Here is a 26,599-nt window from a genome sequence, read left to right on the forward strand (position 1 = left end):
CAGAATCCATGCCGCACAAGCTATTCACGGGGCGCGTTTTTGCAATCGAATATCGCGCGCCCCGAAGGCTCAATCAGTCTTCCGCTCCCATGGCATCGTAAGAAGAGCGTTCGCCGGCAATAATCGCACGTTTGCCGACATGGTTGGCAGGCCCGACAATGCCTTCCTGTTCCATGCGCTCGACCAGCGAAGCGGCACGGTTGTAACCGACGGACAGGCGGCGCTGGATATAGGATGTGGAGCACTTCTTGTCGCGCATCACCACCTTGACGGCCTTTTCATAAAGATCGTCGCTATCGTCCTCACCCATGGCGGTCTTGTCGAAAACAGCGGCGTCCTCTTCCGCCTCTTCGTCGGTTTCGTCGGCGTCTTCGGTAACGGTGCCGAGATATTCCGGACGTCCCTGCGTCTTCAGATGCGCGACCACCTTTTCCACTTCCTCATCCGAAACGAAGGGACCGTGGACACGGGCGATGCGGCCACCGCCCATCATGTGCAGCATATCGCCCTGGCCGAGCAGATGTTCCGCGCCCTGTTCACCGAGGATGGTGCGGCTGTCGATCTTCGAGGTCACCTGGAAGGAGATGCGGGTCGGGAAGTTCGCCTTGATCGTACCGGTGATGACATCGACCGACGGGCGCTGGGTTGCCATGATGAGATGGATGCCGGCGGCACGCGCCATCTGCGCCAGACGCTGGATCGCGCCTTCGATTTCCTTGCCCGCGACCATCATCAGATCGGCCATTTCGTCGACGATGACGACGATATAAGGCATGGCCGTGAGGTCCATTTCTTCCTGCTCGTAGACCGCCTCGCCGGTGGCGCGGTCAAAACCGCTCTGCACGTTGCAGAACACCGTCTCGCCCTTGGCGCGGGCGGCAGCGGCCCTTGCATTGTACCCGTCGATATTGCGTACGCCGAGACGCGACATCTTGCGATAGCGGTCTTCCATTTCGCGCACGGCCCACTTCAACGCCATGACCGCCTTCTTCGGATCGGTAACGACAGGCGTCAACAGATGCGGAATACCGTCATAAACGGACAGCTCAAGCATCTTGGGATCGACCATGATCAGACGGCACTCTTCCGGCTTCAGACGATAGAGCAGCGACAGGATCATGGTGTTGATGGCGACCGACTTGCCGGAGCCGGTGGTGCCGGCGACCAGCAGATGCGGCATCTTCGCCAGTTCGGCGATGACAGGTTCGCCGCCGATGGTCTTGCCGAGGCAAAGTGCAAGCTTCTGGCGGGTTTCAGCGTAATCGGTCGCTTCGATCAGTTCGCGCAGATAAACCGTCTCGCGCACCGGGTTCGGCAGTTCGATGCCGATGACATTTCGGCCTGGCACAACGGCGACACGGGCCGAGAGCGCCGACATGGAGCGGGCGATATCATCCGAGAGACCGATGACGCGCGAGGACTTGACGCCGGGGGCGGGCTCGAACTCATACAGCGTGACGACGGGGCCCGGACGGACATCGATGATCTCGCCCTTGATGCCGAAATCCTCCAGCACGCTTTCGAGAAGCCCGGCGCTCTGCTCCAGCGCTTCCGGCGTCATGGTCGTGGTCTGCTGGACGCGGGCCTCCTGCAGAAGATCGATGGAGGGATATTCATATTCCCCTTCGGCGAAAACAGGCGCTTCGCGGAACATCGGCTGCGAGGCCTGGATGGGCGCGCGTGGCGTGAAGCGCGGCTCGGCCGCAATTCTCTCAACCGGCTGAACCTGCTCCACAGGTCTCGACGTCTCGACAACCATCGGCGCTTCCGCGACGGGCAGCGGCGCGACTTCCTGTTCTACCGCCGGAAGGGCGGCAGGAACGACGGACTGACGCACGCCAATCTCGCGGTAAAGCCGGATTGCGGAACCGCCCGGCACGGTGACGACCGGAGGTTCGGACGAAAGCACGATCGCAGCCGCTGCCGGCGACACGACGGCCGCCGGCGCGACTATCGTTGGCGCCGTGACGACCGAATTTGCAAGAACGGCGCGCGTGGACGCAGAAACGCCCTCGCCGGCACTGCCCGGCAGATCGAGCGTCATCACTTCCCAGAAAAGCTCATCCGGCAGATGGGCGGCGAAAGCAGGAATGGCGGCCTGAGCGGCCTCGACAGCAGGCGCGACGGATTGCGGCTGAACCGACGGGGATACCTGCGGCACAGGCGCTTCCACGGCTACGGAGATACCCTCCTGAACCGGCATCTGCGCAGCGGCAGCCGCCTCTTCCGCCTGCTTGCGGGCAAGCTCCAGCCGCAATTTGTAAGTCAGCGCCCTGGCGCCCCGGGCCTCCGGCGGCTGCGGCAGAAACGGCATGCGCGGCGGCGGCACGCGCTGTTCAGCGGGCTTCACGACGGGTTGAGGGACAGAAACCTCCTGCTGCACGGCGTGTTCCTGCTCCACCGTTTCAGGCGGGGCGGCAGCTGGGATTTCCTCTTCCGGAATATTGGGTGTCTCGACCGGCATGCGCCGGGCAAAGGCGCTTTCCGGCGTGCGGGTGAAACGCACATTCGGGCCGAGCACGAAAGCATTCTGCCAGCCGGGCATCTCGGCGCGGCCTTCAATGGCATCGGCTGCGCTAACATCGGCATTCGGCCGGGGTGCCGCGCCCGCCTTCATTCCCGCCGTCTGCTGACCGGCAACCGACTGGCCGCCGGCATGACGAGCCTTCTCGCTCCCCTCCCCTACGCTATTGGACGAATTCTGGAATCTGGATCGGGAGAAACTCATGGCAGCGTGCACACTCATCATAAACGTACATATTTCGGTCTCCCTGAAATAGAAAATAAAGGTTAATTACCCCTTTCCAAACGGGGTCACCGCGGCAGATTTTCGCTCCGCCCACAGGGGCAACGGGACACACACGGCCGAAACGCCGGCATCCCAACCACCTAATTTCATTGCGTTAAATCAATTTTCCGGAACATCGCCGCCGGCGGGACCGCAGCAGGAGAAAAGCGCATTGCCGCGAGAAAGCATATTGTTTCCGCAATGGCCCGCGCAACGTAAAATCATTGCTGTAAAGCCCGCGAATTAACGTGGACACTGCCGAGGTTGCAGTCTTAAGATCGGCCGCCGCGGACCAAGTGGAAAGGCCCGCCCAGCCCTCGTTTCCGGAGTGAATCATGTCGCCTGTCCACCTGTCCCGCCGCTCGCTTCTAAAGACGTCACTCCTTCTTGCCGCAACCACGGGTTTGGCGGGCATAGCCGCCGCGCAGGAGGCGGCACCAGGCGGAAGGCTGATCGTCGCGGCCGATTCGGAGCCGAAGAACCTCAACCCGGCGATCGTCGCCTCAAACGGCGTGTTTTATATTGCCAGCAAGATCGTCGAGCCGCTGGCCGAGGCCTCCTTCGATGGCAAGGATGGGCTCACACCGCGGCTTGCGACCGAATGGCAGGGATCGGATGACGGTCTCAGCGCCACTTTCAAGCTGCGCGAAGGCGTGTCCTGGCATGACGGCAAGCCGTTCACCGCGGCGGATGTCGCCTTTTCGGCGCTCTCCATCTGGAAACCTCTGCAGAATCTCGGACGGCTGGTCTTCGCCAATCTCGAGAAGGTGGACACGCCGGATGAACACACGGCGATCTTCCGCTTTTCCAAGCCCACGCCTTTCCAGCTCATCCGCAACGCCCTGCCGGTCGTCACCAGCGTCGTGCCGAAACATCTTTATGAAGGCACCGATATCGCCACCAACCCGGCCAATACCAAGCCGGTCGGCACCGGGCCTTTTTTCTTTGCCGAATACAAGCCCGGTGAATATTACCGCCTGACCCGCAATCCCAATTACTGGGGCAAGGGCGAACCGCAGCTCGAAGAGATCATCTACCGCGTCCTGCCGGACCGGGCGGGTGCGGCCTCCGCGCTCGAAGCAGAGGAAATTCAGCTCGCCGCCTTTTCGGCCGTGCCTCTGGCCGATCTCGAGCGCATCTCGAAGGTGCCTGGCATCAAGGTCATTGCCGATGGTTACGAGGCGCTGACCTATCAGCTAGTGGTCGAAATCAACCATCGCCGCAAGGAACTGGCCGATCTCAAGGTCAGAAAGGCCATCGCCCACGCCATCGACAAAAAATTCGTCATCGACAAGGTCTTCCTCGGTTACGCCACGGCATCCACAGGCCCGGTGCCGAAGAACGCCCCTGAATTCTACACCGACGATGTCGAGACCTATGATTTCGATGTGGCCAAGGCCAATGCACTGCTGGACGAGGCGGGTTATGCGCGCGGCCCGAACGGAACACGTTTCTCGCTGAAACTTCTGCCGGCGCCCTATTTCAACGAAACCAGACAGTTCGGCGCCTATCTTCGTCAGGCGTTGCAGGAAATCGGCATCGATGCCGAGTTGGTCAACAATGATTCAGCTGCTCACCAGAAGGCGGTCTACACCGATCATGCCTTCGACCTCGCCATCGCGCCGCCGGTCTTCCGCGGCGACCCGGCAATTTCCACCACCATTCTCGTGCGTTCCGGCATTCCGGCGGGCGTCGGCTTCTCCAATCAGGGCGGTTACGAGAACAAGACGCTGGACGAATTGATCGACAAGGCGTCGATAACGGTCGACACCGCCGCGCGCACGGCGCTTTACAAGGATTTCCAGAAGCAGGTCGCCGCCGATCTGCCGCTGATCAACGTTGCCGAATGGGGCTTCATCACGGTGGCGCGCGATACCGTCAAACATGTCGCCAGCAATCCCCGCTGGGCCGTTTCCAACTGGGCGGATACCGCGGTCGATACGTAAGGACGCATCGTGAAGCGTGCAGTAACATTGCTGAAGCGAAGGGCAGTCAGCGCCATTCCGGTGCTGCTGATCGTTGTCATCTTCACTTTCGTCCTGCTTGAAAATGCATCCGGAGACGCGGTGGACGCCTATCTCGTCTCCATTGGCGGCGGCGATGCCGGGCTCAGGGATGTGTTGCGCGAACAATACGGCCTGAACGGTTCGGTATTTGCCCGTTTCTGGCTCTATGCCAGCTCGGTGCTGCGGCTCGATCTCGGCTGGTCCCTTGCCTTCGACCGGCCGGTGCTGGGGCTGATCCTCAAGCGGCTGCCGAACACACTTCTCCTGATGGGCAGCGCCACCGCATTCGCCTTCATCCTCGGCACCGGGCTTGGCATCGTGGCCGGCGCGCGTCCCGGCGGGCTGACGGATCGCGTGCTTTCAACGCTTTCGCTGGCGCTTTACGCCACGCCCGGTTTCTGGCTCGGCCTCGTGCTGGCCATCGTCTTTGCCGTTCAACTCAAATGGCTGCCCACCTCAGGCATCGAAACTATTGCCTCGGGCAAGCAGGGATTTGCAAGGGCGCTCGATATTGCCCGCCATCTCGTGCTGCCGGTCGCCAGTCTCGGCCTCATTTATCTCGCGCTTTTCCTGCGCGTCATGCGCACTGCCATGGCGGCGGTCTGGCCGCTGGATTTCGTGCTTTTTGCGCAATCCAAGGGGCTTTCCAAACGGCGGATCGTGCTGCGCCATGTCGCGCGCAACGCCGCTCTTCCGCTTGTCACCGTGCTCGGCTTGCAGGCTGCAACCATGCTGGGCGGCAGCGTGGTGATCGAAAGCGTCTTCGCGATTCCCGGTTTCGGCCGGCTGGCACAGGAGGCGGTCAGCGGCCGTGATACGCCGCTTTTGATGGGCATTATTCTGACAAGCGCCGTCTTCGTCATTCTGGTCAATCTCGCCCTCGATATTGTCTATGCCGTTCTCGATCCGCGCATCGGCAGCGGGGAGAGACAGGCATGAATTTCGCTCTCCGGCTGCTGCGCAGTTTCGAAGGCGCCACGGGCACCATCATTCTGGTGCTGCTTGCCGTGGCGGCGCTTGCCGCCCCCCTCCTCTTTCCGGGCGACCCGCTGGCCATTGTCGGCGAGCCGCTGATCGCGCCGTTTACGGATGCCACCCTGCCGCTGGGCACCGACCGGCTGGGCCGCAATGTGCTGGCCGAGCTTGCCCATGGCGCACAGGCCTCCCTGCTCGTCGGCATGGGCGCCGCCGCCGCCGCGCTGGTGATCGGCACCGTCATCGGCACCATCGCCGGTTTTGCGGGCGGCCTCGTGGACGAAGCATTGATGCGCGTCACCGACGCTTTCCAGATCGTGCCGAATTTCCTGCTCGCGCTTGCCTTCGTCAGCACCATCGGACCTTCCATGCCCATCGTCATTCTCGCCATTGCGCTCGGCGCATGGGCGGATCCGGCGCGGCTGATGCGGGCGCAGGTGTTGAGCATCCGCGAGCGCGACTACGTGCAATCCGCCCGCGCCATCGGCATGCATCCGCTGGAGATCGCCTTCCGGCAGATCCTGCCCAACGCTCTGCCGCCGGTTCTGGCGCTGGCCGCCATTATCGTCGCGGCAGCCATCCTCACCGAGGCCGCGCTGTCCTTTCTCGGGCTTGGCGATCCCAATATCGTCACCTGGGGTTCTATGATCGCCGAAGGACGCAACGTCCTGCGCTCGGCCGCGTTTTTGTCCGTCATCCCCGGCATCGGCCTTCTGGTCACGGTTCTCGGCGTTTATCTTCTCGGTGAAGGCATCAACAGGGCGATGGCGACGAGGAGGCAAGCGCCATGAGCGGAAATGCGCTGTGCCGGATCGACGATCTCAGCGTTTTTTATGCGGCAGGCGATGCACCGGCCTTGCAGAATGTTTCGCTGACGATCCGGCATGGGCAGAGGTTGGCGATCATCGGCGAAAGCGGTTCGGGAAAATCCACGCTCGGCAGAGCCATTGCCGGTCTTCTTCCCGGCAATGCACGGGTTTCCGGCGATATTTCCTGGAGCCGCGATAGCGGCCTGTTTCACGGCAGGCCACAGCCGGGGCGCGATATCGGCACGATCTTTCAGGATACCGGCGCGACGCTGAACCCGGTTCTCACCATCGGCGAACAGGTGGCGGAAGGCGCCGTGCGGCATCTCGGCCTGTCATGGAGGCAAGCGCGCGATCTTGCCCGCGATCTTCTGGAGCGGGTGCGGCTGCCGCACCCTTCCCATCTGCTCACCGCCTATGCGCACCAGCTTTCCGGCGGCCAAAGGCAGCGCGTGGCGATTGCCGCCGCCATTGCCGCCAGTCCTTCGATCCTGATTGCCGACGAGGCCACGAGCGCGCTCGATACCGTCAGCCAAGCCGCCATCGCCACGCTGCTGGACGATCTGGTGCGGCAGGAAAACAAAACGCTGGTCTTCATCACCCATGATATCGGCCTTGCCTCCAGCCTTGCCGACGAGATCGCGGTTCTGCGCGCGGGGCTGCTGGTGGAACACGGCCCGACACGGCGGGTGCTTTCCGCACCCAGTCATGACTATACGCGTGCGCTGCTTGCCGATTATCTCGATCTCTCTACCCCGCCGCTCATCAGCGAGGCCGCGTCATGAACGAAGCCCTTCTGAGTGTCGACGGACTGTCGAAAGCCTATCGCACCGGCGCAAGAACGGTGGCGGCGCTTTCCGACATCTCCTTATCGCTTCAGCCCGGCGAGACGCTGGGGCTTGCCGGTCCCTCCGGCTGCGGGAAATCGACGCTGGCGCGCATTCTGATGCGGCTGGTCCCGGCCGACGAAGGCACGATCCATTTCAAAGGCCGTGACTGGCTGGCGCTTGACGACGGCAAGCTTCGCGCCGCCCGCCGGCACATGCAAATGGTGTTTCAGGACACGCATGGCGCCTTCAATCCGCGCGCCAGCGTCGAGGATGCCATCGGTGAACCCTTGCGCATTCATCGCATGGTCAAAAGACGTGAGCGTGCGGCGGAAATACGCCGCCTTCTCGAGCGCGTGGGCCTGCCCGCCAGCTATGCCGCCCGTTCGGTCTTCGAGCTCTCCGGCGGTCAAAGGCAGCGTGTCGCGATTGCACGGGCGATTGCGCTCAAACCGTCGCTTCTCATTCTGGACGAAGCTGTCTCCGCGCTCGATGTTTCGGTTCGCCGGCAAATCCTAGAACTGCTGGTGGAAATACAGCGGGAGACGGCCGTGTCCTGTATTTTCGTTTCCCATGATCTCGCAGTCATCCGGGCCGTCTGCCACCGCGTCGCCATCATGGAAGCGGGGCGGATCGTTGAAATCGGCAGGACGGGAAATATCGTCTCGGCGCCGAAATCCTCGACCGCCAGAACCCTGATCGACGCCGCACCGCGCCTGACCATTGCCACGTAAGGAAAAGACATGCCCGTTCCGGATTATGCACTGCTGCTCGACCCACCCGCTTTTCCCGCGGAGCGTTACGCCATTCTGGCCGACCGGCTGGCAGCCTTGATGGGCACGGGGAACGACGTCCTTCTCATACAGGCGGAAGCCGTGCTGGCGCTTGAGGCGGCGGCGACGAGCCTTGCCCGACCGGGTCTTAGTGCGCTCAACATCGTCACCAGCCCCTATGGCGCATGGTTCGGCGGCTGGCTCGCGAGAGGCGGCGCGACGGTGCGCAACCTGACCGCCAGCCCGGCAAAGCCGGTCACGCTGGAGGAGGTGGAACGGGCGCTGAACGAGGGTCCGGGCTTCGATCTTCTCGCCATCGTCCATGCGGAATCGGCAAGCGGCATTCTCAACCCCCTGCCCGCCATTGCCGCGCTTGCTCGGCAAAGGGGTATCGTCACGCTCGTCGATGCCGTCGCCTCCATCGGCGGCCATGCCTTCGAGGTCGACCGGCTGGGCATCGATATCGCCGTGATCGGCCCGCAAAAGGCGCTGGCCGGCCCGGCCGGGGTTTCCGCCATTTCCGTCAGCGAAAAAGCGTGGGAGCTTCTTTCGCATGGTAGTGCGCCGGAAAACTCCATGCTCTCGCTTATGGACCAGAAGAAACTCTGGCTCGATGCCGGCCGGGGCGCGCTGCCCGGAACGCCGGCTCCACTGGAATTCTACGCGCTGGAGGCCGCCCTTGACAGGATAGAGGCGGAAGGTCTGGCATCCGCCAATGAACGTCATGAAAGAGCGGCGGCGGCCACCCGGAACGGCATCAGGGCGCTCGGTATCCCGACCTGGGTGGAAGGGGCACACGCCTCTGCCCTCGTTTCCACGGCGATCCTGCCGGATACCGTGGAAGCAAAGGCGTTCCTCGCTGCTGCATCCCAAAAGCAGGGTGCAGATATTTCCGCCGGTGTGGGCCCCGGCTCGGAACGGCTGATAAGGCTCAATCACACCGGTCGGAGGGCGCATCTGGAGGCGGTGAAAGCCAATATCGCGGCCTTCTCCAGCGCCCTTAAGAGCCTCGGCCATGCCGCAGATACAGATTCCGCAATGGAAGCGACTGACAAAGCATATTCTGACGCCCCTGCGAACGGCGTTTAATGCCGCTAATAAACGTTCATTGCGCCAAATCCGGCAGCGGTGGAATGTCAGTCACGACATTGTTGTTAAAAATGGTAGACAAATTCCTCGGCCAATCTTGACGAAATCATGGCAACGCGCGAAACTTAACGCTACGTTAACTCGCGTGAAGAAGGGAAATGGCCATGGTAGCAGGGTTCAACATGCTCTCCTTTGACCTCTTTGGCATCGGCCGAAGGATGCCCGTCGTCAATGAGCGGGTGGAGACCGAGTTTCAGGACAAAACACCGCGCAGACCCGATGACGAGTCGCACGATGACGACCGCGATCAGGAATATGAACTGTTCTTCTGGTCGCTTTATCCGGTGATCTGAGCCACTCACAGCGGCTTGCGGGCATAAACCTTGCCAAGGACCGCCGGTTCATTCAATGATTGCCACATGCGCCGGCCCGAAAAGAACTCTGCGAACAGAGACTTGCAACTGTTGCGCCGCCTTCTGCGGGCCAAGGATCATATGGACGCGGCGCCCCATGAGGCGTGGCCTGTTTCACGCCTTGCAAGCGTCAGCGGCGCCTCGCAGGCGCACTTCGCGAGATCGTTTCGCGATGCTTTCGGCATACCCCCTCACCGCTATCTGCTGACCCGCCGCGTGGAGCGCGCCGTGGCGCTGTTGCGTGACACGGACCTTCCGATCATCGAGATCGCGCTGCAAACCGGCTGGAACAGCATCGGCACGTTCGGCCGTGTTTTCCGCGACGTGACGGGGGAAAACCCGAGTGAATTGCGGCGCAGGATGCGGCTTTTGCCTGCCGAGCTTGAGCAGGTTCCCCATTGCTTCGTCAGCGCCGCGCATCGTCCCCATCTCACAATCGCAGTTTCGGAGAAGCGCCGGCGAACGGAAAGCGGTAGGCACGGTGAGCGAAAGGGAGATAGCTCATGAAAAATGGTGTTCAACTTGTCGGGCTTTATGTTCATGACCAGGACGAAGCGCTGCAATTTTATGTCGAAAAAGTCGGATTTCGTCTGCATACGGACGCACGCAACGGCGATTATCGCTGGTTGACCGTGCAGCACCCGGACCAGCCGGATTTCCAGCTGGGCCTGTTTCGGCCGCAGGCCCCGACCGTTGATGAAGCGACGGCGCAGGATCTGAATGAAGCCGTGGCCAAAGGCGCCATGCCGCCGCTGGTTCTGGTGGTCGAGGATTGCCAGAAAGCCTTTGACGCCATGCACAAACACGGCGTCGAATTCACCCAGGAACCGATCGCCCGCTACGGCTCGGTGGATGCTAGCTTCCGCGATCCTTCCGGCAATGGCTGGAAGCTCGTTCAGGCCCGTTGAAGCGCCGATGTGTCACATTCCATCATGGATGTTTTTTCTTGGGGGCGACTTTGATCTTGCGAAACTGGATAAGGCAGGGCCATCGATGGCTGGGCATTCTGCTCACCGTCACCATTCTGGCGAACTTCGCTTCGATGGCCTTCGGCCCGACGCCACCGGTGATCGTCTTTGCTCCGCTGGTGCCGTTGACTTTGCTTGTTCTCAGCGGGCTTTACATGTTCTTCCTGCCATATCTGGGAAAGCCGCCAGCCCCATCGGGGAAGCAGGCAGGTAAGCAATGAGGCTATCGCGCCCTTCGGCCGCCCGCACGGTTCACGCGGTTGCGAAGCACGGTATCCAAAATGTTTCGGCCCCGGGTTTTACCCCGGGGCCGATTAAAAAGCGGTCGGCAAAAACTGCCTAACCTTAGTGGTTGTCGCGCGGCAGGCCCTTGGTCTGGGCGATGCGCTGATACTTCACCGCCGGTTCCAGAACCGCGCCGGTTTCCATCTGGCTGACGATACCGCGCTGGATTTCCTGCCATGGCGTCTGGTGATCGGGGAACTTGTAACCGCCCTCGGCGGAAAGCGCCTCGTAACGCTGGGCCAGTTCTTCGCCGGAAATCAGGATATCCGCCTTGCCACGGCCCACATCGATGCGGACGCGGTCACCCGTCTGCAGGATGGCGAGACCGCCGCCGGCCGCCGCTTCGGGCGAAGCGTTGAGGATGGACGGGCTGCCCGACGTGCCGGACTGACGACCATCGCCGATGCAGGGCAGCGAATTGACGCCTTCCTTCAGGAGATAATCGGGCGCGCGCATGTTAACCACTTCCGCCGCACCCGGATAACCGATGGGACCGGCGCCGCGCATGAAGAGGATGGTGTTGGCGTCGATCTTCAGCGACGGATCGTCGATGCGGTGATGGTAGTCCTCCGGACCGTCGAACACCACGGCGCGGCCTTCGAAGGCTTCCGGATCGTTCGGGTTGGAGAGGTAACGGTTGCGGAACTCTTCCGAGATCACGCTCGTCTTCATGATGGCGGAGGAGAACAGGTTGCCGCGCAGGACGCGGAAGCCGGCACGTTCCTTGAGCGGCTGCTCATAGGGACGGATGACCTTCTCGTCTTCGATGATCGCGCCACGGCAGTTTTCGCCGATGGTCTTGCCGTTGACGGTCATGGCGTCTTCCATGATCAGTCCCTGGTTCATCAGCTGATTGACGACAGCGGGAACGCCGCCGGCATGGTAATAATCCTCGCCGAGATATTCGCCGGCCGGCTGCAGGTTGACGAGCAGCGGCACATCTTCGCCATAGGTCTGCCAGTCATCAACCGTCAGCTCGACGCCGACGTGACGTGCGAGGCCATTCAGATGGATCGGCGCATTGGTGGAGCCGCCGATGGCCGAGTTGACGCGGATGGCGTTGATGAAGGCATCCTTGGTCATAATATCGGAAGGCTTCAGGTCTTCCTTCACCATTTCGACGATGCGCAGGCCGGTAAGGTAGGAGACTTCCTGGCGGTCACGGTAAGGCGCCGGGATGGCGGCGGAGCCCGGAAGCTGCATGCCGAGCGCTTCGGCAAGCGAGTTCATGGTCGTCGCCGTGCCCATGGTGTTGCAATAGCCGGTGGAGGGAGCCGACGAGGCGACGAGCTTGACGAAGCCCTGATAATCGATCTCGCCCTTCGCCAGCAGTTCGCGCGCCTTCCAGACGATGGTGCCGGAACCGGTGCGCTCGCCACGGAACCAGCCGTTCAGCATGGGGCCGACGGAAAGGGCGATGGCCGGAATGTTGACGGTGGCCGCCGCCATAAGACAGGCAGGCGTGGTCTTGTCGCAGCCGATGGTCAGGACGACGCCATCGAGCGGATAGCCGTAAAGCACTTCCACGAGGCCGAGATAGGCAAGGTTACGATCGAGACCGGCCGTCGGGCGCTTGCCGGTTTCCTGGATCGGATGCACCGGGAACTCGATGGCGATGCCGCCCGCTTCACGGATGCCTTCGCGCAGGCGGTTCGCCAGTTCCAGATGGTGGCGGTTGCAGGGCGAAAGGTCCGAACCGGTCTGCGCAATGCCGATGATCGGGCGGTCGGACTGAAGCTCGGCCTGGCTGAGACCGAAGTTCATGTAACGCTCGAGATAAAGCGCGGTCATATCCGCGTTGGCGGGATTGTCGAACCACGCGCGCGAGCGAAGCTTGCCTCCCTTGCCCTGGGTTGCGGGAAGATTGTCGGATGTAGTCATGATGCGGGTCTCCAGCCGGAAGTGGCCAACGGTAAAATATTACGAAATGCGACAAGCTTATGTTGTGCGCAAGGAAAATGGAATCAGCTTTCGGAGATCACGCATAACCGACAGAGCAGCCCCAGACGAGTGATTTGGAGCTGTTCTTCGGCTTTAGCCGAATATTTTTCGGCATTTACGATGATACCGGCGTCGCGCAACGGCCTCTTCCTCCCTGCCTTGCCGGAATGCGTCTGGCCCGATGGCCCGGCACTCCGCCTCAGTCTTATATCTTTATTTATATTACTATTAGATGCCGTCATTGACTGTCAAGCCACATCGCGGGCCATTTTCGGCGTGTTCAGACAGGGCAAGAGTATAATTTATTCCCATCCAAACCATTGATTTATTGTATTTTATGACAAAATTTAGTCTCAGTTCGTGAAAGCCAAATTGTGAAAAGGCTAAAAAACCACTTTTCAAGAGTATTACTATATGCTCATAGTGTCGCCGTCACGCTGACATCATCTCTGGGAGGATAAGATGAGAAAAGCTCTTGCGGCATTCACTGTCGCCGTTTCCGCATGCCTTGCATCGAGTGTTTCCGCACAATCGCTTACCGTCGGCTTCTCGCAGATCGGTTCGGAATCCGGCTGGCGCGCGGCTGAAACAACCGTCACCAAGCAGCAGGCGGAGAAGCGCGGCGTCACGCTGAAATTCGCCGACGCACAGCAGAAGCAGGAAAACCAGATCAAGGCCGTTCGCGGCTTCATCGCGCAGGGCGTCGATGCGATCCTGATCGCTCCGGTCGTCGCAACCGGCTGGGACGCCGTGCTGAAAGAAGCCAAGGAAGAAAAAATCCCTGTCATCCTGCTCGACCGCCAGATCGAGGCTTCGGATGATCTTTACCTCACCGCCGTAACCTCCGATCAGGTTCATGAAGGCAAGGTTGCCGGCGACTGGCTGGTCAAGGATGTTGGTTCCAAGGACTGCAAGGTCGTTGAATTGCAGGGCACGACCGGCTCTTCGCCCGCCATTAACCGCAAAAAGGGCTTCGAAGAGGCGATTGCCTCGCACAAGAACATCAAGATCGCACGCTCGCAGACGGGTGACTTCACCCGCACCAAGGGCAAGGAAGTGATGGAAAGCTTCATCAAGGCCGAAGGCGGCGGCAAGGATATCTGTGCGGTCTACGCTCACAATGACGACATGGCCGTCGGCGCGATCCAGGCGATCAAGGAAGCCGGCCTTAAGCCCGGAACCGACATCAAGGTCGTTTCCATCGATGCCGTGCCTGATATCTTCAAGGCCATGGCGGCCGGCGAAGCCAACGCCACCGTCGAACTGACGCCTGACATGGCTGGCCCTGCCTTCGACGCGCTCGAAGCCTATCTGAAGGACAAGAAGGCCCCGCCGAAGTGGATTCAGACCGAATCCAAGCTCTACACGGCGTCTGACGACCCGATGAAGGTCTACGAGGCGAAGAAGGGTCTGGGTTACTGATACCCCATTCTTCGGAAGGAGCGGCGCGTCGTTCGTGCCGCTCCATCATGGCATTCTTCATGCGGAACCTGCTCAATGTCCGAAACGGCACCACTTCTGGAAGCACGCGCCATCGGCAAATCCTTTTTGGGGATCACGGCGCTTGATGGCGTCGATTTTTCGCTTGGACATGGTGAAATCCATGCCCTGCTCGGCGAAAACGGCGCGGGTAAATCGACGCTCATCAAAATCCTGACCGGCGTTTATCACCGCGACAGCGGCTCGATCTTTCTGGAGGGCGCAGAGATTTCGCCCGCCAATGTGGGTGAGGCGCAGGCGCTGGGCATCGGCACGGTCTATCAGGAAGTGAACCTTCTCGAAAACCTGACGGTTGCCGAAAACCTGTTTCTCGGCCGCCAGCCGCGCCGCTTCGGGCTGATCGACCGCGGCACGATGCAGAAGAAATCGCAGGCGCTGCTTGCCCAATACGGGTTGTCCATCGACGTCAACGCGCTTCTCTCCAGCTATTCCGTGGCCATCCGGCAAATCATCGCCATTGCCCGCGCCGTCGATCTTTCCGGCAAGGTGCTGGTGCTGGACGAACCGACCGCCAGCCTTGATGCCCATGAGGTCGAGATGCTGTTCGGCGTCTTGAGAAACCTGCGCGCACGCGGCATCGGCATCGTCATCATCACCCACTTCCTTAATCAGGTCTATGATATCGCCGACCGGGTGACGGTGCTGCGCAACGGCCGTCTCGTCGGCACCCGCGACATTGGCAGCCTGCCGAGGTCCGAACTCATTTCGATGATGCTCGGTCGCGAGCTTCAGCACATCACCCATGAACATCAGGCGACCGAAGATACGGTTGCCGAGGGCGAACCGCCGATCCGTTTCGAAGGTTACGGCAAACGCGGCAGCATCGCGCCTTTCGATCTCGGCATCCGGCCGGGAGAGATTGTCGGCGTCGCCGGGCTGCTGGGTTCGGGCCGGACGGAAACAGCCTTCCTGTTGTTCGGCATCGACCGGCCGGATACCGGAAAGGCTGTCATCGACGGCCAGACAGTGGCGATTTCTTCGCCGGAAGCCGCCATTACCGCCGGGTTCGGCTTCTGTCCGGAAGAGCGCAAGACGGACGGCATCATCGGCGACTTTTCCGTCACAGATAATATTGCATTGGCGCTTCAGGCACGGCAGGGCTGGGCACGGCCACTCTCGCGCCGGCAGAAGGCGGAACTGGCCGAAAGCTTCATCAAGTCGCTCGATATCCGCCCGGCCGACCCCGAGCGGCCGATCAAATTCCTGTCCGGCGGCAATCAGCAAAAGGCCATTCTGGCGCGCTGGCTCGCCACCCACCCCCGGCTGCTGATCCTCGACGAGCCGACACGCGGCATCGATATTGGCGCGCATGCGGAAATCCTGAAAATGATCGAAAAACTCTGCAGCGAGGGCATGTCGCTCGTGGTCATCTCCTCCGAACTGGAAGAGCTTACCGCCGTCGCCCATCGTGTGGTCGTGCTCTCCGACCGCCGCCATGTCAGCGAATTGAAGGGCGGCGAAGTGACCGCCGACAATATCATGCGGGCGATTGCCGATGCGGCGAAAACGGAGGCGGCGTGATGGTGGCTGTGACACGACGCCTAAAAAGGCTTGCTCCCCAGCTTGCCGCGCTCTTCATCATTCTGGCAGCGATTACAATCCTTTCGCCGGGTTTCCTGCATGTCTCGTTTCAGAACGGCCGGCTCTATGGCAGTCTGGTGGATATTCTCGTGCGCGCCGCACCCGTGGCGCTTTTAACCATCGGCATGACGCTGGTCATCGCCACCAAGGGCATCGACCTTTCCATTGGCGCCGTCATCGCCATCTGCGGCGCGGTTGCGGCCACGCTCATCAGCAACGGCCATTCCATTCCCTCGGTCATCGTCATCTCGCTTGCGGTGGGCATTGCCTGTGGCCTGTGGAACGGTGTGCTCGTCGCCCTTCTCGACATACAGCCGATCATCGCCACGCTGATCCTGATGGTGGCGGGGCGGGGCATCGCCCAGCTCATCACCGAAGGCGTCATTCTCACCTTCAACAATGACAGCTTTTCCGCTATCGGTTCCGGCTCGTTCGCGGGCATTCCGCTGCCCGTCATCATCTGGGTGGCGGCGGCGCTCACGATCGGCCTTCTGGTGCGCAAGAGCGCGCTCGGTTTCCTGATTGAGGCGACCGGCATCAATCGTCGCGCGGCAGCGCTTGCCGGGGTACGGGCGCGCTTCCTGCTGTTCTTCGTCTATGCGGTTTCCGGCCTCTGCGCAGCCATCGCCGGCATGATCGTGACTGCCGATATTCGCGGCGCGGATGCCAACAATGCCGGGCTTTGGCTGGAACTGGACGCCATATTGGCGGTAGTCATTGGCGGCACCTCGCTGAATGGCGGGCGCTTCTCCATCACCGCCTCGCTGATCGGCGCACTCATCATCCAGACCATCAATACCGGCATTCTCGTTTCGGGCTTTCCGCCGGAATTCAACCTCATCATCAAGGCCGGCATCATCATGGTAGTGCTGACGCTGCAATCGCCGGCGATCATGACGGTGCTTGGCTTCGTGAAAGCGCCCAAGCCACACGCCAAACCGGCGGCCACCAATGGCATGACCAAGGAAGGAACCGCGCGATGATCCACAGCCGCAATCTGCCCTTCCTCACCACGCTGACGATCTTCGTCATCGCCTATCTCCTCTGCGTGCTGCAATATCCGGCGATCTTTTCCACGCGGGTGATCGGCAATCTTCTCACCGACAACGCCTTTCTCGGCATCGCGGCGGTCGGCATGACTTTCGTCATCCTGTCTGGCGGCATCGATCTCTCCATCGGTTCGGTCATCGCCTTCACCAGCGTCTTCGTCGCCGTCATGGTCGGCACCTATAATATCCATCCGCTGCTGGCCTTCGCCATCGTGCTGGTTGTCTCGACATTGTTCGGCTGCCTGATGGGGGCGATGATCCGCTTCCTGTCGATCCCGCCCTTCGTGGTGACGCTGGCGGGCATGTTTCTGGCGCGCGGCGCGGCTTACCTCATCTCCACCCAGTCGGTGCCGATCTCCCACCCGTTCATCGATGCGATACAGGGCTTTTATTTCCGCTTTCCAGGCGGCGGCAGGCTGACGGCATTGGCCATGCTGATGCTTCTCGTCTTCGCCGCCGGCATGCTGATCGCCAGCCGCACCCGCTTCGGCGCCAATGTCTATGCACTCGGCGGCAACCCGCAATCGGCCGAGTTGATGGGCGTGCCGATCGGGGCCACGACCATCGGCATCTATGCGCTTTCCGGCTTTCTCTCCGGCCTCGCCGGCATCGTCTATACGCTCTACACTTCGTCAGGTTATTCGCTGGCGACGGTGGGCGTTGAACTCGACGCCATCGCCGCCGTCGTCATTGGCGGCACGCTTTTGACCGGCGGCACGGGGCTGGTGGCGGGAACCTTCATCGGCCTTCTGATCCAGGGCTTGATCCAGACCTACATTGTTTTTGACGGGACGCTTTCCTCCTGGTGGACGAAAATCGTCATCGGTGTGCTGCTTTTCGTCTTCATCGTGTTGCAGCGCGCAATCATCTGGTATTCAAACAGGAGACTGGCCGGACCGCATCCGGCATAATTGCCAAGGGAGGCTTGCTTGGGGCTGCTCGAAACGACGATAAGCGGGCGAAAACGCCGGAACAGCCACGCCCATGTGGTCTCCGAACTCGGCAGCGCCATCGTCTCGGGCAGAATTGCGGAAGGCTCCCTGCTGCCCAATGACGCGGAACTTTCCATGCGCTTCGGCGTCTCGCGCACCGTGCTGCGCGAAACCATGAAGACGCTGGCGGCCAAGCGGCTGGTCGAACCCAAGGCGAAGGTCGGCACCCGCGTTCTCGACCGCTCAAGCTGGAACTTCTTCGATCCGGATGTGCTGGGCTGGCGCTGCGAGGCCGGCATAGACCAGGAATTCGTCACGCATCTGGCGGAGATCCGCCTGGCGCTGGAACCGGCGGCGGCAGCGGCAGCGGCCCTGCAGGCCTCCAATGACGATATCGTTTCGCTTTACGTCATCGCCGCCAAATTCGACAATCCGAAACATACGCCGGAAAGCATCGCCAAGGTCGATCTCGAATTCCACCTTGCCGTGGCGCATATGTCCGGCAATCCCTTCATGCGCTCGGCAAGCGGGCTGATCGAAGCAGCACTTGCCATTTCCTTCCAGCTCTCGTCGCCGGCCGCTTCGCCTGGCACCATCGCCGAAATCGCGTCCAATCATCTGCGCATCGTACATGCGATTGCGGCGCGTGACGCGGATGCGGCGGTGAAAGCCATGCGCCACGTGATCGAGGTCGGTAAAGACCGGACGCAGAAGGCGATCAAGACGGTTTGAGGAGTTGTAAGACCCGCAGGAATGCGGGTCCGTTTTCTCCAACCAATTATCCCTGCGATGCATCGACCTGCGGCACCACGCCACGGCGCGACGCCATCAGCGATGCGCCGAGAAGGGCGGCAATCGCCACGAAGACGAAGACCATCGTCGCCCCCTGAAGATCGATCAACAGGCCGCCCAGAACCGCACCGCTGGAAATGGCGATCTGGAACGTGGTGAGCAGCAGCGCGCCAGCACTTTCCGCCTCATCGGAAGCGGCCCGCGTGATGAAGCTCTGCACACTGACCGGGAGCGCACCGAAGGCAAAACCCCAGGAGGCGATGGCAAGGCCAGCAATCAGGGGTGACGCACCCGCAACGACCAGAACGGAAGCCGATGCCGCGATGAGAGTCGCGGCGAACGTCACTGCCCATGCCGTGTTTTTCTCGGAGAGGAAACCGCCGAAAAGATTGCCGAAAAAGCCGCTGACACCATAAACCAGAAGGACGAGGGAAATCGCCTCGACGCCAAGAAGCGTCACATCTTCCAGAAATGGACGGACATAGGTGAAACCGGCAAAGTGACCCGCAACGATGAATAGCGTCGTCAGAAGGCCGATCCGAACCTGCGGCCGCTGCAACAGCCGGAACATGGTGGAAAGACCGGGTGCGCCAGCCGGCGGCAGCGACGGAACGGTGAGCAATTGCACGAAAAGTGCGATGACACCGAGCGCACCCGCAACCACAAAGGCCGAGCGCCAGCCAAGCGTCGCGCCGATCCATGCGCCCACCGGCGCTGCACAGACGGTGGCGACCGAAACCCCTGTCAGGATGATGGCCATGGCGCGCGGCATCTTCTCAAGCGGCACCAGCCTCAGCGCCAGCGCCGCCGACATGGCCCAGAAGCCGCCAAGGCCGATGCCGAGCAGGACGCGCGAGGCGAACAGCATGAAAAGACCGTTGGCGAAGGCGGCCAGCGTGCTGGAAATGATCAGCAGCGTGGTCAGCCCAAGCAATGTCCAGCGACGGTCGATGCTGCGTGTGCCGATGACGACGCCGGGGCCGGCGACCGCCGCGACCAGCGCCGTAACGGTGATGGATTGACCGGCAATGCCGGAGCTGACGGCGAGATCGACCGAAAGCGGCGTGAGAAGGCTGACCGGCAGGAACTCCGCCGTCACCAGCCCGAAAACGCCGAGCGAAAGCGAAACCACGGCCGCCCATTTCGCATCCGGCTCTGTCTTGCGCGGCACATATTCAAGCTCGTTTATGGTCCGGTTGTTCATGAAAATCTCCTGATGCGCATTCCCGGAATGCGTCCTGAAACGGAAAGGCAAAGTGGTGAAACCGGTGGGAGCCCGGTTCAACAACCGTAAATCGATGCACATAAGCTATGCGTGACATCCCGGCGTTTCCATGCTAGAAAATCCATATTCCTTAACCAAACATCCGAATTTGCGAGCAAGCCATGAATGATGCCCTGACCGAAATGTTGCGTGGCCTGAGGCTCGATGGTGTCGAATACGGCCGGTGCCGCATGGCCACACCCTGGGCGACGGCTTTTCCCGAACAGGAAGCCGCGCGGTTTCATTTCATCGGCGTCGGTCAGGCGAAATTGCTGAAACCTTCCGGGGAATGGCTGACGCTGACCTGCGGCGACGCCGTGCTTCTGCCGCGAGGGCACGCCCATGTGCTGGGCAGCGGCGAGGATGTGAAGCCCGCCCTTTTCGACCGCTTCGGCAAGAAGGAAGTCTGCCAGGGCATCTTCGACATGGAATGCGCGAGTGCCGGCGGCGATACCGTGGCCTTTACCGCCTCGATGCGTTTCAACATGGACAATCTGCACCCGCTGCTGCAGCTGATGCCGGATGTGATGCTGACCAGCGATCTGGCCAAAAGCGACCCGGCTATCCCCCATCTGCTTGAAGCCATGACGCGCGAGGTGGAACTGAACCGCGTGGGCGCGGGCGGCATTCTGGCACGGCTTGCCGATGTGCTGACCGCGACATTGATCCGCACATGGGTGGAATATGGCTGCGGCGATTCCAGCGGCTGGCTGGCCGCCGTGCGCAATCCCGAACTCGGGCGGGTGCTGGCCGCCATCCACCTCAACCCCGAAAGGGACTGGAGCGTGGAGGAGCTTGCCTCGCTGATGGGCGCATCCCGCTCCAGTTTCGCGGAACGCTTCACCCGCGTGGTGGGCGAAAGCCCGGCCCGTTATGTGGTGCGCGTGCGCATGCATCAGGCGCGGCTGTGGCTGCGCGAAGGCATGCGCGTGACGGTGGCGGCGGAAAAGCTCGGTTACGATTCCGAAGCCTCCTTCAGTCGCGCCTTCAAACGCGTGCTCGGCGCGCCGCCCAGCCAGTTCCGCAGGAAGGACACGGCCGGGCTGGAGGATGCGGCATAGGAATGTGTCTCAGTGGAAATTGCGGGAAATGACCTTTATCCGCTCCACCTCATCTTCATCATCGACTGTAGCCGGCGGGCGCTTCCTAATAGTGCGATGATCCTCCGGCGACATTCCGTGGTGGAACTCATCGCCGCGCCCATGCGGCAGGGGAAAGGCGCGGTTGCGCTCACCCACACTTGCCAGCGCTTCCGACAAATCGGTCAGCCGGTGGGCGACCAGATGCACCACCTCGCCTTCCCGCTGGATCTTGCCGTAAATGCCTACCATGCCGGCAGACAGCACCACACGCCGGTATTTTTCGAAGGTCTTGACCCAAAGGACAGCATTGGCAATGCCGGTCTCGTCCTCCAGCGTCATGAAGATCACGCCCTTTGCCGAGCCGGGACGCTGGCGCACCAGCACCAGACCCGCCGTTTCCAGCCATGTGCCATCCCGAACGCGCACCGCCTCCGCACAGGTGACGATGCGGCGGCGGGAAAGATCGCGCCGCAGGAAGGTCATGGGATGTTCGCGCAGCGTCAGCCCCACATGACCGTAATCCTGCACCACCTCGCCACCATCAGTCATGGGCCTGAGCGCAACGGAGGGCTCCTGAAGCTCTTCGATAACGGCATCTTCCCTGACGGCAGCGGCGGCGAAAAGCGGCAGCGGCTCATCCCGCAAAGCCTTGATGGCCCAGAGCGCTTCGCGTCTGGCAAGCGAAAGCGACGGCAAAAAGGCATCGGCTTCGGCGAGACAGACAAGGGCGGCGGCAGGAACGCCCGCCCTTCGCCATAGATCGTCGACGGAGGCGAAAGGCCGATCCTGCCGGGCGGCGACGATTTTTGCAGCATGGTCATTGGAAAGCCCTTTCACCATGCGCAGGCCAAGCCGTACGGCATAGCGTTCCTCACCCTCATCATTCTTCTTGCCAGTAGGCTCCAGCGTACAATCGAAGCGGCTGTTATTAACGCAGACCGGACGCACCTCGACACCATGATCACGCGCATCACGCACAATCTGCGCCGGGGCGTAAAAACCCATGGGCTGCGAGTTGAGAAGCGCCGTACAGAAAATATCGGGATGATGGCATTTCAGCCATGAGGAGGCATAAGCAATCAGCGCGAAGGAAGCCGCATGGCTTTCAGGGAAACCATAACTGCCGAAGCCTTCCAGCTGCTTGAAGATGCGTTCGGCGAATTCTTTGTCATACTCGCGCTCTACCATGCCGTCGATCAGGTCCTGCCTGAATTTCGAGATGGTGCCGACATTCTTGAAGGTGGCCATGGCTCGGCGGAGCTGATCCGCCTTGCCGGGGGAGAAACCGGCGCATTCGATGGCGACGCGCATGGCCTGTTCCTGGAAAAGGGGCACGCCGAGCGTCTTGCCCAGCACATTTTTAAGCTCCGGCTTCGGATAATCCTCTTTTTCCTTTCCATCTCGGCGACGCAGATACGGATGCACCATATCTCCCTGAATGGGGCCGGGACGAACAATGGCCACCTGTATGACGAGGTCGTAGAATTTTGCCGGTTTCAGACGTGGCAGCATCGACATCTGCGCCCGACTTTCGATCTGGAAGGTGCCCAGCGTATCGGCCCTCTGGATCATTTTGAAGGTTGAGGGATCATCATCCGGCATGGAAGTGAGATCATATTTCTTCCCATAACGCTCCTCCAGCATATTGAAGCCTCGCTTCATGCAGGAAAGCATGCCGAGCGCCAGACAGTCCATCTTCATGAACTTCACAATATCAATATCATCCTTATCCCATTCGATGATCTGGCGATCATCCATGGCGGCGGGTTCGATTGGCACCAGCTCGTCCAGCCGGTCATGGGTCAGAACAAAGCCGCCCGGATGCTGGCTGTGGTGACGTGGCGTGCCGACAAGCTGATTGGCAAGTTCAAAAGCGAGCTTAAGGCGACGATCCTCCATGTTGAGGTTCAGTTCCTTCACCTGGTTTTCACCCACCCCCTCGCTCCAGCGCCAGACCTGCGATGAGAGGAGTTTCGTCAGGTCTTCCGGCAGGCCCAGAACCTTGCCGACATCGCGTAACGCCCCACGCCCGCGATAACGGGTGACGACCGAACACAGGGCGGCCTTGTTCCGACCATAGGTATCATAAACCCACTGAATGACCTCCTCGCGCCGCTGGTGCTCAAAATCTACGTCGATATCAGGCGGTTCGCGCCGTTCTTCCGAAACGAAACGTTCGAACAGGAGGTCAACCTTGAGGGGATCAATGGCGGTGATTCCAAGCACGTAACACACCACCGAATTGGCCGCCGAGCCGCGTCCCTGACAGAGAATATCCTCCCCCCGGGCAAATTGGACGATAGCATTCACCGTCAGGAAATAAGGGGCATATTCCAACCTGCCGATCAGGCCAAGCTCGTGGTGCAGCGCCTTCTCCACCTTTTCCGGCAGACCATGCGGATACCGCCCCGGCACCGCTTCCCAAACCATCTTCTCCAGCGCCTGCTGCGCCGTCAGCCCCGGCATGCTGCGCTCCTCGGGATATTGGTAGACCAGTTCCTTCAGCGAAAATTTGCAGCGTTTCGTAATTTCGAGACTGCGGGCCAGCGCCTCGGGGTAACGGGCAAACAGCCGGTGCATTTCCTCCGGCGGCTTCATATAGCGGTCGGCATGCCGCTCGCGCCGGAAACCAGCCTCGTCGATGGTGCAATTGTGCCTTATGCAGGTGACGACATCTTGCAGCATGCGCCGTTCCGGCACATGAAAAAGCACGTCATTGGTGACAACAGTCGGCACACCAGCCGCTTCGGCCATAGCTGACAGTTCGAAAAGCCGCATCTGGTCGTTGGGGCGTCTTCTGAGGCTAAGCGCCATATAGGCCCGGTCCGCAAAAGCTGTCTTCAGCCGGCGCAGGCGAAGCGCGCATAGATCGTCGGCCAGATCGGCGAGCAGCACCACGATCAGGCCTTCGCCGTAGGCGACGAGATCGTCCCATGCCAGCCGGCACTTGCCCTTGCCGCCTCTTTTCTTGCCGACGGAAAGCAGCCGGCAGAGCCGCCCGTAAGCGGGCCGATCCATGGGATAAACGAGCACGGAAAGATCGTCATCCAGATCGAGCCGGCAGCCGATGACAAGGCGGATGCCATGATTATTGGCGGCTTCGTAAGCGCGGGGAATGCCCGCAAGGCTGTTGCGGTCCACGATACCAAGCGCCTTGATGCCGAGTCTTTTGGCCTGTTCGAAAAGCTCATCGCAGGAGCTTGCACCCCGCAGGAAGGAAAAATGCGTGGTCACCTGAAGTTCGGCATAACGCGGCGCGCTCATGCGAAGACCCCGTGAATGAACCAGCCCTGAGAACCAGTCTCGATATGTTCGCCGTCGCCGGAGCGGAAAATCCAGAAGCGCTCGCCGCTTTCATTTTCCACCGTGAAATAATCGCGCACGGCGGCCTTTTCCCGGTCGCGTTTCCACCATTCGCCGAACACCCGCTCCGGCCCGTCGGCGCGCCGCACATTGTGGCGCACGCCTTTCCAGAGGAAATAACGCGGCGGATGGTCCGGCAGCAGCGCCAGCGTTTCGATGGGTTCCGGCCTTGCAAAAAGCCTGACCGGGCGCGGCCAGTGGCCGGGCCAGCCGAGCCTATCCTCAGGTGCCAGCGCCGCAACCCGGGCAACGGAGCGTTCCGGCACATCGCTTGCCACCGCCGCATAACGATAGACCCGGTGGCCGCGATTGAGAATGACATCGACCGTATCGGCGATGTCCGCACGGCCTTCCTCCAGAAGCGAGGATCGGGCCTGCGCGGCGACAAGCGGCTCGGCATGGGTGGCGGTCAGCACCATCATCTCGATGCCGAAACCGGGATCGATGGTGTCGATCCGGTCGGTCAAAAGCCGGACAAGCTGTTTGACATCGCGCACCGGTCTGGAGGTGCCGGCCCGCACCGCCTGCAGGCCGCTATCGACCCGGTGCAGCACCAGATCGACACGGCGAGCGCCGAGGCCGCGCTTTTCCAGCGCGATACAAAGGTCAGCAACCAGTTTTTGCGTATAGCGGGCAATCGTCTCCGCCGCTGCAATGGGTTCGGGAAAGGCGCGCCGCACCTCCACCATCTCGGCCACGCGCACCGGTTCGATGGGTTCACCGATCTCCCCCAAAGCCTGGGAAAGACGGCGCACGAGTTCGGGGCCGAAACGCAGGGTGAGCGTCGCACGCGGCGCTTCGGCCAGCTCGCCGATGCTGCGAAAACCGAGCACCTTCAACTCGGACACAATACGCTCTTCCAGCCTGAGCGCGGCCAATGGCAAAGCGTCGGTCGCCACACGCTGCCCGCCCGGCGGCACGATGCTGATCGCCTCACGGCCAAAACGCGCCAGCGCATGGGCCGCTCCCCAGCTATCGGCAATGGCGGCGCGGGCGCTAAAGCCGGCGGCATGCAGGCGGTTGACCATGCCGCTCAGCATCAGCGCCTCATTGCCGTGCAGATGGTCCGCCCCCGCCGTGTCCAGCACCAGCCCGTCCGGTAGGTCGGCGGCGACGATGGGTGCATAGATGCGCAGGAAATGAAAGGCCAGCTGTTGCAGGGCGCGGGCATCTCCATCGGCATCCAGATCTTCCACGAGAAGGCCCGGCACCAGCGCCTGCGCCTTGCTGACCGGCGTGCCGTGCCGGATGCCCACCGCCTTTGCCGCCTTGTCGAGCGCCAGCACCAGCCGGCGGCTGCCATGGCGGCCAATCATGACCAGCGGCTTTTCAACCGGCGGCGCGTCCTTGCCCGAAAGACGCCGGAAACGATCCGTCGGCCATGTCGGCAGGTAGAGCGAGACGACCCTTTGCATCACAGGCTTCCACTTCAAATTCGGCACTTTCGCCGCCGCGACATCGCAAAAGTTCCAGAAACCAGTGCGGCCTGCCCACCCCCGGTACCGGCAAGGGGGATGAGGGTCGGACGGAGATGCGCCAGCGGGTCATCGCTGCCGTCGGCTCGCCGAACAGCGCCGCATCGGCCGCACGCCGGAAACGACGAATGGCGATGCCGGTAACACCGGAGGTTTCCGCCGCCAGTTGCAGCCGCCGCGAGGCATTCATCGGCAGCTTCGCCAGCTCGCCCATCACCGCGCCGAAACCGTTGCAGCGTAAGCCCTCCTCGAAACAGTCGAGCACACCTTTTTCATCGCGGCATTCAACGATTATGACCCGGTTCTGCGACAGGCCGGCCTGCGTCAACCCCGGCATGAACAGATCCCGGCGGGTGACACACCATAAAACCTTGCCGGAAAGCCGTGCCGCCACACCGGCCGCAAAAAGGGCGGCCGCCGCGCCATCGGCAGCGCCATTGCCGCCGCCGCTCACCTCATGCAGGCAACCGAGCTTCAGCCCGCCTCCCGGCAGGCGATGGTCGATGGCATCCACGCCGAAAGGCAAGGTCTCGTGCAGGCGCGGAGCGCCGTTACCGATCCTTTCCAGCCTTTCACGCAGCTCTTCGACAACGAGCAACTGATCCGCGCGCTTTTGCATGGCATGACAGGTTTCAATTCCGGTTATTCATCTTTATTGTTCCTGTTTTGTTCCTATTTCAGCAAAGAGTC

General features: G+C 61.4%; 22 protein-coding genes. 16 read left to right on the forward strand and 6 right to left on the reverse strand.

The annotated features are described in order from the left end of the window. Positions 1-73: 73 nt before the first annotated feature. Positions 74-2,749 carry a DNA translocase FtsK gene (locus tag AGR7B_RS15255; RefSeq protein ID WP_080857214.1) on the reverse strand — a complete coding sequence of 892 codons (2,676 nt, stop codon included), beginning with the start codon at positions 2,747-2,749 and terminating at the stop codon, positions 74-76. 374 nt (positions 2,750-3,123) lie between these two features. Here AGR7B_RS15255 and AGR7B_RS15260 point away from each other — a divergent pair, with 374 nt between their 5' ends. From AGR7B_RS15260 to AGR7B_RS15305, 10 genes are all read left to right on the forward strand, one after another. After that, positions 3,124-4,734, forward strand: coding sequence for an ABC transporter substrate-binding protein (locus tag AGR7B_RS15260; RefSeq protein ID WP_078052732.1), 1,611 nt, complete (start codon positions 3,124-3,126; stop codon positions 4,732-4,734). A gap of 9 nt (positions 4,735-4,743) precedes the next feature. Further along, positions 4,744-5,733 carry an ABC transporter permease gene (locus AGR7B_RS15265; protein WP_080857215.1) on the forward strand — a complete coding sequence of 330 codons (990 nt, stop codon included), beginning with the start codon at positions 4,744-4,746 and terminating at the stop codon, positions 5,731-5,733. Beyond that, positions 5,730-6,560, forward strand: coding sequence for an ABC transporter permease (locus AGR7B_RS15270; RefSeq protein ID WP_080857216.1), 831 nt, complete (start codon positions 5,730-5,732; stop codon positions 6,558-6,560). Before AGR7B_RS15265 ends, AGR7B_RS15270 begins: the two co-directional genes overlap by 4 nt. Next, positions 6,557-7,360, forward strand: coding sequence for an ABC transporter ATP-binding protein (locus AGR7B_RS15275; RefSeq protein ID WP_080857217.1), 804 nt, complete (start codon positions 6,557-6,559; stop codon positions 7,358-7,360). Before AGR7B_RS15270 ends, AGR7B_RS15275 begins: the two co-directional genes overlap by 4 nt. Continuing rightward, entirely contained in the window at positions 7,357-8,136 is a 780-nt protein-coding gene (locus AGR7B_RS15280) for an ABC transporter ATP-binding protein (RefSeq protein WP_080857218.1), read from the forward strand. Before AGR7B_RS15275 ends, AGR7B_RS15280 begins: the two co-directional genes overlap by 4 nt. A gap of 9 nt (positions 8,137-8,145) precedes the next feature. Then, positions 8,146-9,264 carry a pyridoxal-phosphate-dependent aminotransferase family protein gene (locus AGR7B_RS15285; protein ID WP_080857219.1) on the forward strand — a complete coding sequence of 373 codons (1,119 nt, stop codon included), beginning with the start codon at positions 8,146-8,148 and terminating at the stop codon, positions 9,262-9,264. Positions 9,265-9,422: 158 nt separating this feature from the next. Continuing rightward, positions 9,423-9,617 (forward strand): hypothetical protein, encoded by a 195-nt coding sequence (locus AGR7B_RS25940; protein ID WP_003523745.1) that lies wholly within the window; start codon positions 9,423-9,425, stop codon positions 9,615-9,617. A 66-nt stretch (positions 9,618-9,683) separates the two neighbouring features. Beyond that, entirely contained in the window at positions 9,684-10,184 is a 501-nt protein-coding gene (locus AGR7B_RS15295; protein WP_080857221.1) for a helix-turn-helix domain-containing protein, read from the forward strand. Next, on the forward strand, positions 10,181-10,585 hold the full coding sequence (locus AGR7B_RS15300; RefSeq protein WP_080857222.1) for a VOC family protein: 405 nt from the start codon (positions 10,181-10,183) through the stop codon (positions 10,583-10,585). Before AGR7B_RS15295 ends, AGR7B_RS15300 begins: the two co-directional genes overlap by 4 nt. Positions 10,586-10,641: 56 nt before the next feature. Next, the gene (locus AGR7B_RS15305) at positions 10,642-10,866 is read left to right on the forward strand and encodes a hypothetical protein (RefSeq protein WP_245317740.1); all 225 of its coding nucleotides are present in this window, start codon (positions 10,642-10,644) and stop codon (positions 10,864-10,866) included. A gap of 124 nt (positions 10,867-10,990) precedes the next feature. Here AGR7B_RS15305 and AGR7B_RS15310 read toward each other — a convergent pair whose 3' ends face one another. Continuing rightward, a complete protein-coding gene (locus AGR7B_RS15310; RefSeq protein WP_080857223.1) occupies positions 10,991-12,811 on the reverse strand; it encodes an IlvD/Edd family dehydratase in 1,821 nt (606 codons plus the stop codon). A 522-nt stretch (positions 12,812-13,333) separates the two neighbouring features. On the opposite strand from AGR7B_RS15310, the gene ytfQ reads away from it, so the two are divergent. The 5 genes from ytfQ to AGR7B_RS15335 all read left to right on the forward strand — a co-directional run bounded on the left by ytfQ (position 13,334) and on the right by AGR7B_RS15335 (position 18,665). Continuing rightward, positions 13,334-14,293, forward strand: a complete 960-nt coding sequence (ytfQ, locus tag AGR7B_RS15315) for a galactofuranose ABC transporter, galactofuranose-binding protein YtfQ (protein WP_020809449.1) — start codon at positions 13,334-13,336, stop codon at positions 14,291-14,293. Positions 14,294-14,368: 75 nt separating this feature from the next. Next, the gene (locus AGR7B_RS15320) at positions 14,369-15,892 is read left to right on the forward strand and encodes a sugar ABC transporter ATP-binding protein (protein WP_078052722.1); all 1,524 of its coding nucleotides are present in this window, start codon (positions 14,369-14,371) and stop codon (positions 15,890-15,892) included. Beyond that, a complete protein-coding gene (locus AGR7B_RS15325; protein WP_161987805.1) occupies positions 15,892-16,935 on the forward strand; it encodes an ABC transporter permease in 1,044 nt (347 codons plus the stop codon). The genes AGR7B_RS15320 and AGR7B_RS15325 overlap by 1 nt, the downstream gene beginning before the upstream one ends. Further along, a complete protein-coding gene (gene yjfF / locus AGR7B_RS15330) occupies positions 16,932-17,912 on the forward strand; it encodes a galactofuranose ABC transporter, permease protein YjfF (RefSeq protein ID WP_080857224.1) in 981 nt (326 codons plus the stop codon). The genes AGR7B_RS15325 and yjfF overlap by 4 nt, the downstream gene beginning before the upstream one ends. An 18-nt stretch (positions 17,913-17,930) precedes the next feature. Continuing rightward, a complete protein-coding gene (locus AGR7B_RS15335) occupies positions 17,931-18,665 on the forward strand; it encodes a FadR/GntR family transcriptional regulator (protein WP_003523755.1) in 735 nt (244 codons plus the stop codon). A gap of 46 nt (positions 18,666-18,711) precedes the next feature. Here the strand turns inward: AGR7B_RS15335 and AGR7B_RS15340 are convergent, their stop codons facing one another. Further along, positions 18,712-19,929, reverse strand: coding sequence for an MFS transporter (locus AGR7B_RS15340; protein ID WP_080858119.1), 1,218 nt, complete (start codon positions 19,927-19,929; stop codon positions 18,712-18,714). 182 nt (positions 19,930-20,111) lie between these two features. Here AGR7B_RS15340 and AGR7B_RS15345 point away from each other — a divergent pair, with 182 nt between their 5' ends. Then, complete coding sequence (locus tag AGR7B_RS15345; protein WP_080857225.1) at positions 20,112-21,050, forward strand: AraC family transcriptional regulator; 939 nt, start codon at positions 20,112-20,114, stop codon at positions 21,048-21,050. Positions 21,051-21,059: 9 nt separating this feature from the next. Here AGR7B_RS15345 and AGR7B_RS15350 read toward each other — a convergent pair whose 3' ends face one another. Genes AGR7B_RS15350 through AGR7B_RS15360 form a run of 3 tightly spaced genes read right to left on the reverse strand, consistent with a single transcriptional unit; the run spans position 21,060 to position 26,528 of the window. Further along, the gene (locus tag AGR7B_RS15350) at positions 21,060-24,335 is read right to left on the reverse strand and encodes an error-prone DNA polymerase (protein WP_080857226.1); all 3,276 of its coding nucleotides are present in this window, start codon (positions 24,333-24,335) and stop codon (positions 21,060-21,062) included. Then, complete coding sequence (locus tag AGR7B_RS15355) at positions 24,332-25,849, reverse strand: Y-family DNA polymerase (RefSeq protein WP_162934169.1); 1,518 nt, start codon at positions 25,847-25,849, stop codon at positions 24,332-24,334. Before AGR7B_RS15355 ends, AGR7B_RS15350 begins: the two co-directional genes overlap by 4 nt. Then, entirely contained in the window at positions 25,764-26,528 is a 765-nt protein-coding gene (locus tag AGR7B_RS15360) for an ImuA family protein (protein ID WP_080857227.1), read from the reverse strand. The genes AGR7B_RS15355 and AGR7B_RS15360 overlap by 86 nt, the downstream gene beginning before the upstream one ends. Positions 26,529-26,599 lie beyond the last annotated feature (71 nt).

This window comes from Agrobacterium deltaense RV3, assembly GCF_900013505.1.
Classification (GTDB): Bacteria; Pseudomonadota; Alphaproteobacteria; order Rhizobiales; family Rhizobiaceae; genus Agrobacterium; species Agrobacterium leguminum.

Coding starts and splice junctions, on each gene's coding strand:
- AGR7B_RS15270 (WP_080857216.1), top strand. CDS start 5,730: ATGAATTTCGCTCTCCGGCTGCTGCGCAGTTTCGAAGGCGCCACGGGC.
- AGR7B_RS25940 (WP_003523745.1), top strand. CDS start 9,423: ATGGCCATGGTAGCAGGGTTCAACATGCTCTCCTTTGACCTCTTTGGC.
- AGR7B_RS15280 (WP_080857218.1), top strand. CDS start 7,357: ATGAACGAAGCCCTTCTGAGTGTCGACGGACTGTCGAAAGCCTATCGC.
- AGR7B_RS15275 (WP_080857217.1), top strand. CDS start 6,557: ATGAGCGGAAATGCGCTGTGCCGGATCGACGATCTCAGCGTTTTTTAT.
- AGR7B_RS15350 (WP_080857226.1), bottom strand. CDS start 24,335: ATGAGCGCGCCGCGTTATGCCGAACTTCAGGTGACCACGCATTTTTCC.
- AGR7B_RS15285 (WP_080857219.1), top strand. CDS start 8,146: ATGCCCGTTCCGGATTATGCACTGCTGCTCGACCCACCCGCTTTTCCC.
- ytfQ (WP_020809449.1), top strand. CDS start 13,334: ATGAGAAAAGCTCTTGCGGCATTCACTGTCGCCGTTTCCGCATGCCTT.
- yjfF (WP_080857224.1), top strand. CDS start 16,932: ATGATCCACAGCCGCAATCTGCCCTTCCTCACCACGCTGACGATCTTC.
- AGR7B_RS15310 (WP_080857223.1), bottom strand. CDS start 12,811: ATGACTACATCCGACAATCTTCCCGCAACCCAGGGCAAGGGAGGCAAG.
- AGR7B_RS15320 (WP_078052722.1), top strand. CDS start 14,369: ATGTCCGAAACGGCACCACTTCTGGAAGCACGCGCCATCGGCAAATCC.
- AGR7B_RS15355 (WP_162934169.1), bottom strand. CDS start 25,849: ATGCAAAGGGTCGTCTCGCTCTACCTGCCGACATGGCCGACGGATCGT.
- AGR7B_RS15255 (WP_080857214.1), bottom strand. CDS start 2,749: ATGATGAGTGTGCACGCTGCCATGAGTTTCTCCCGATCCAGATTCCAG.
- AGR7B_RS15295 (WP_080857221.1), top strand. CDS start 9,684: ATGCGCCGGCCCGAAAAGAACTCTGCGAACAGAGACTTGCAACTGTTG.
- AGR7B_RS15340 (WP_080858119.1), bottom strand. CDS start 19,929: ATGAACAACCGGACCATAAACGAGCTTGAATATGTGCCGCGCAAGACA.
- AGR7B_RS15345 (WP_080857225.1), top strand. CDS start 20,112: ATGAATGATGCCCTGACCGAAATGTTGCGTGGCCTGAGGCTCGATGGT.
- AGR7B_RS15300 (WP_080857222.1), top strand. CDS start 10,181: ATGAAAAATGGTGTTCAACTTGTCGGGCTTTATGTTCATGACCAGGAC.
- AGR7B_RS15260 (WP_078052732.1), top strand. CDS start 3,124: ATGTCGCCTGTCCACCTGTCCCGCCGCTCGCTTCTAAAGACGTCACTC.
- AGR7B_RS15325 (WP_161987805.1), top strand. CDS start 15,892: ATGGTGGCTGTGACACGACGCCTAAAAAGGCTTGCTCCCCAGCTTGCC.
- AGR7B_RS15360 (WP_080857227.1), bottom strand. CDS start 26,528: ATGCAAAAGCGCGCGGATCAGTTGCTCGTTGTCGAAGAGCTGCGTGAA.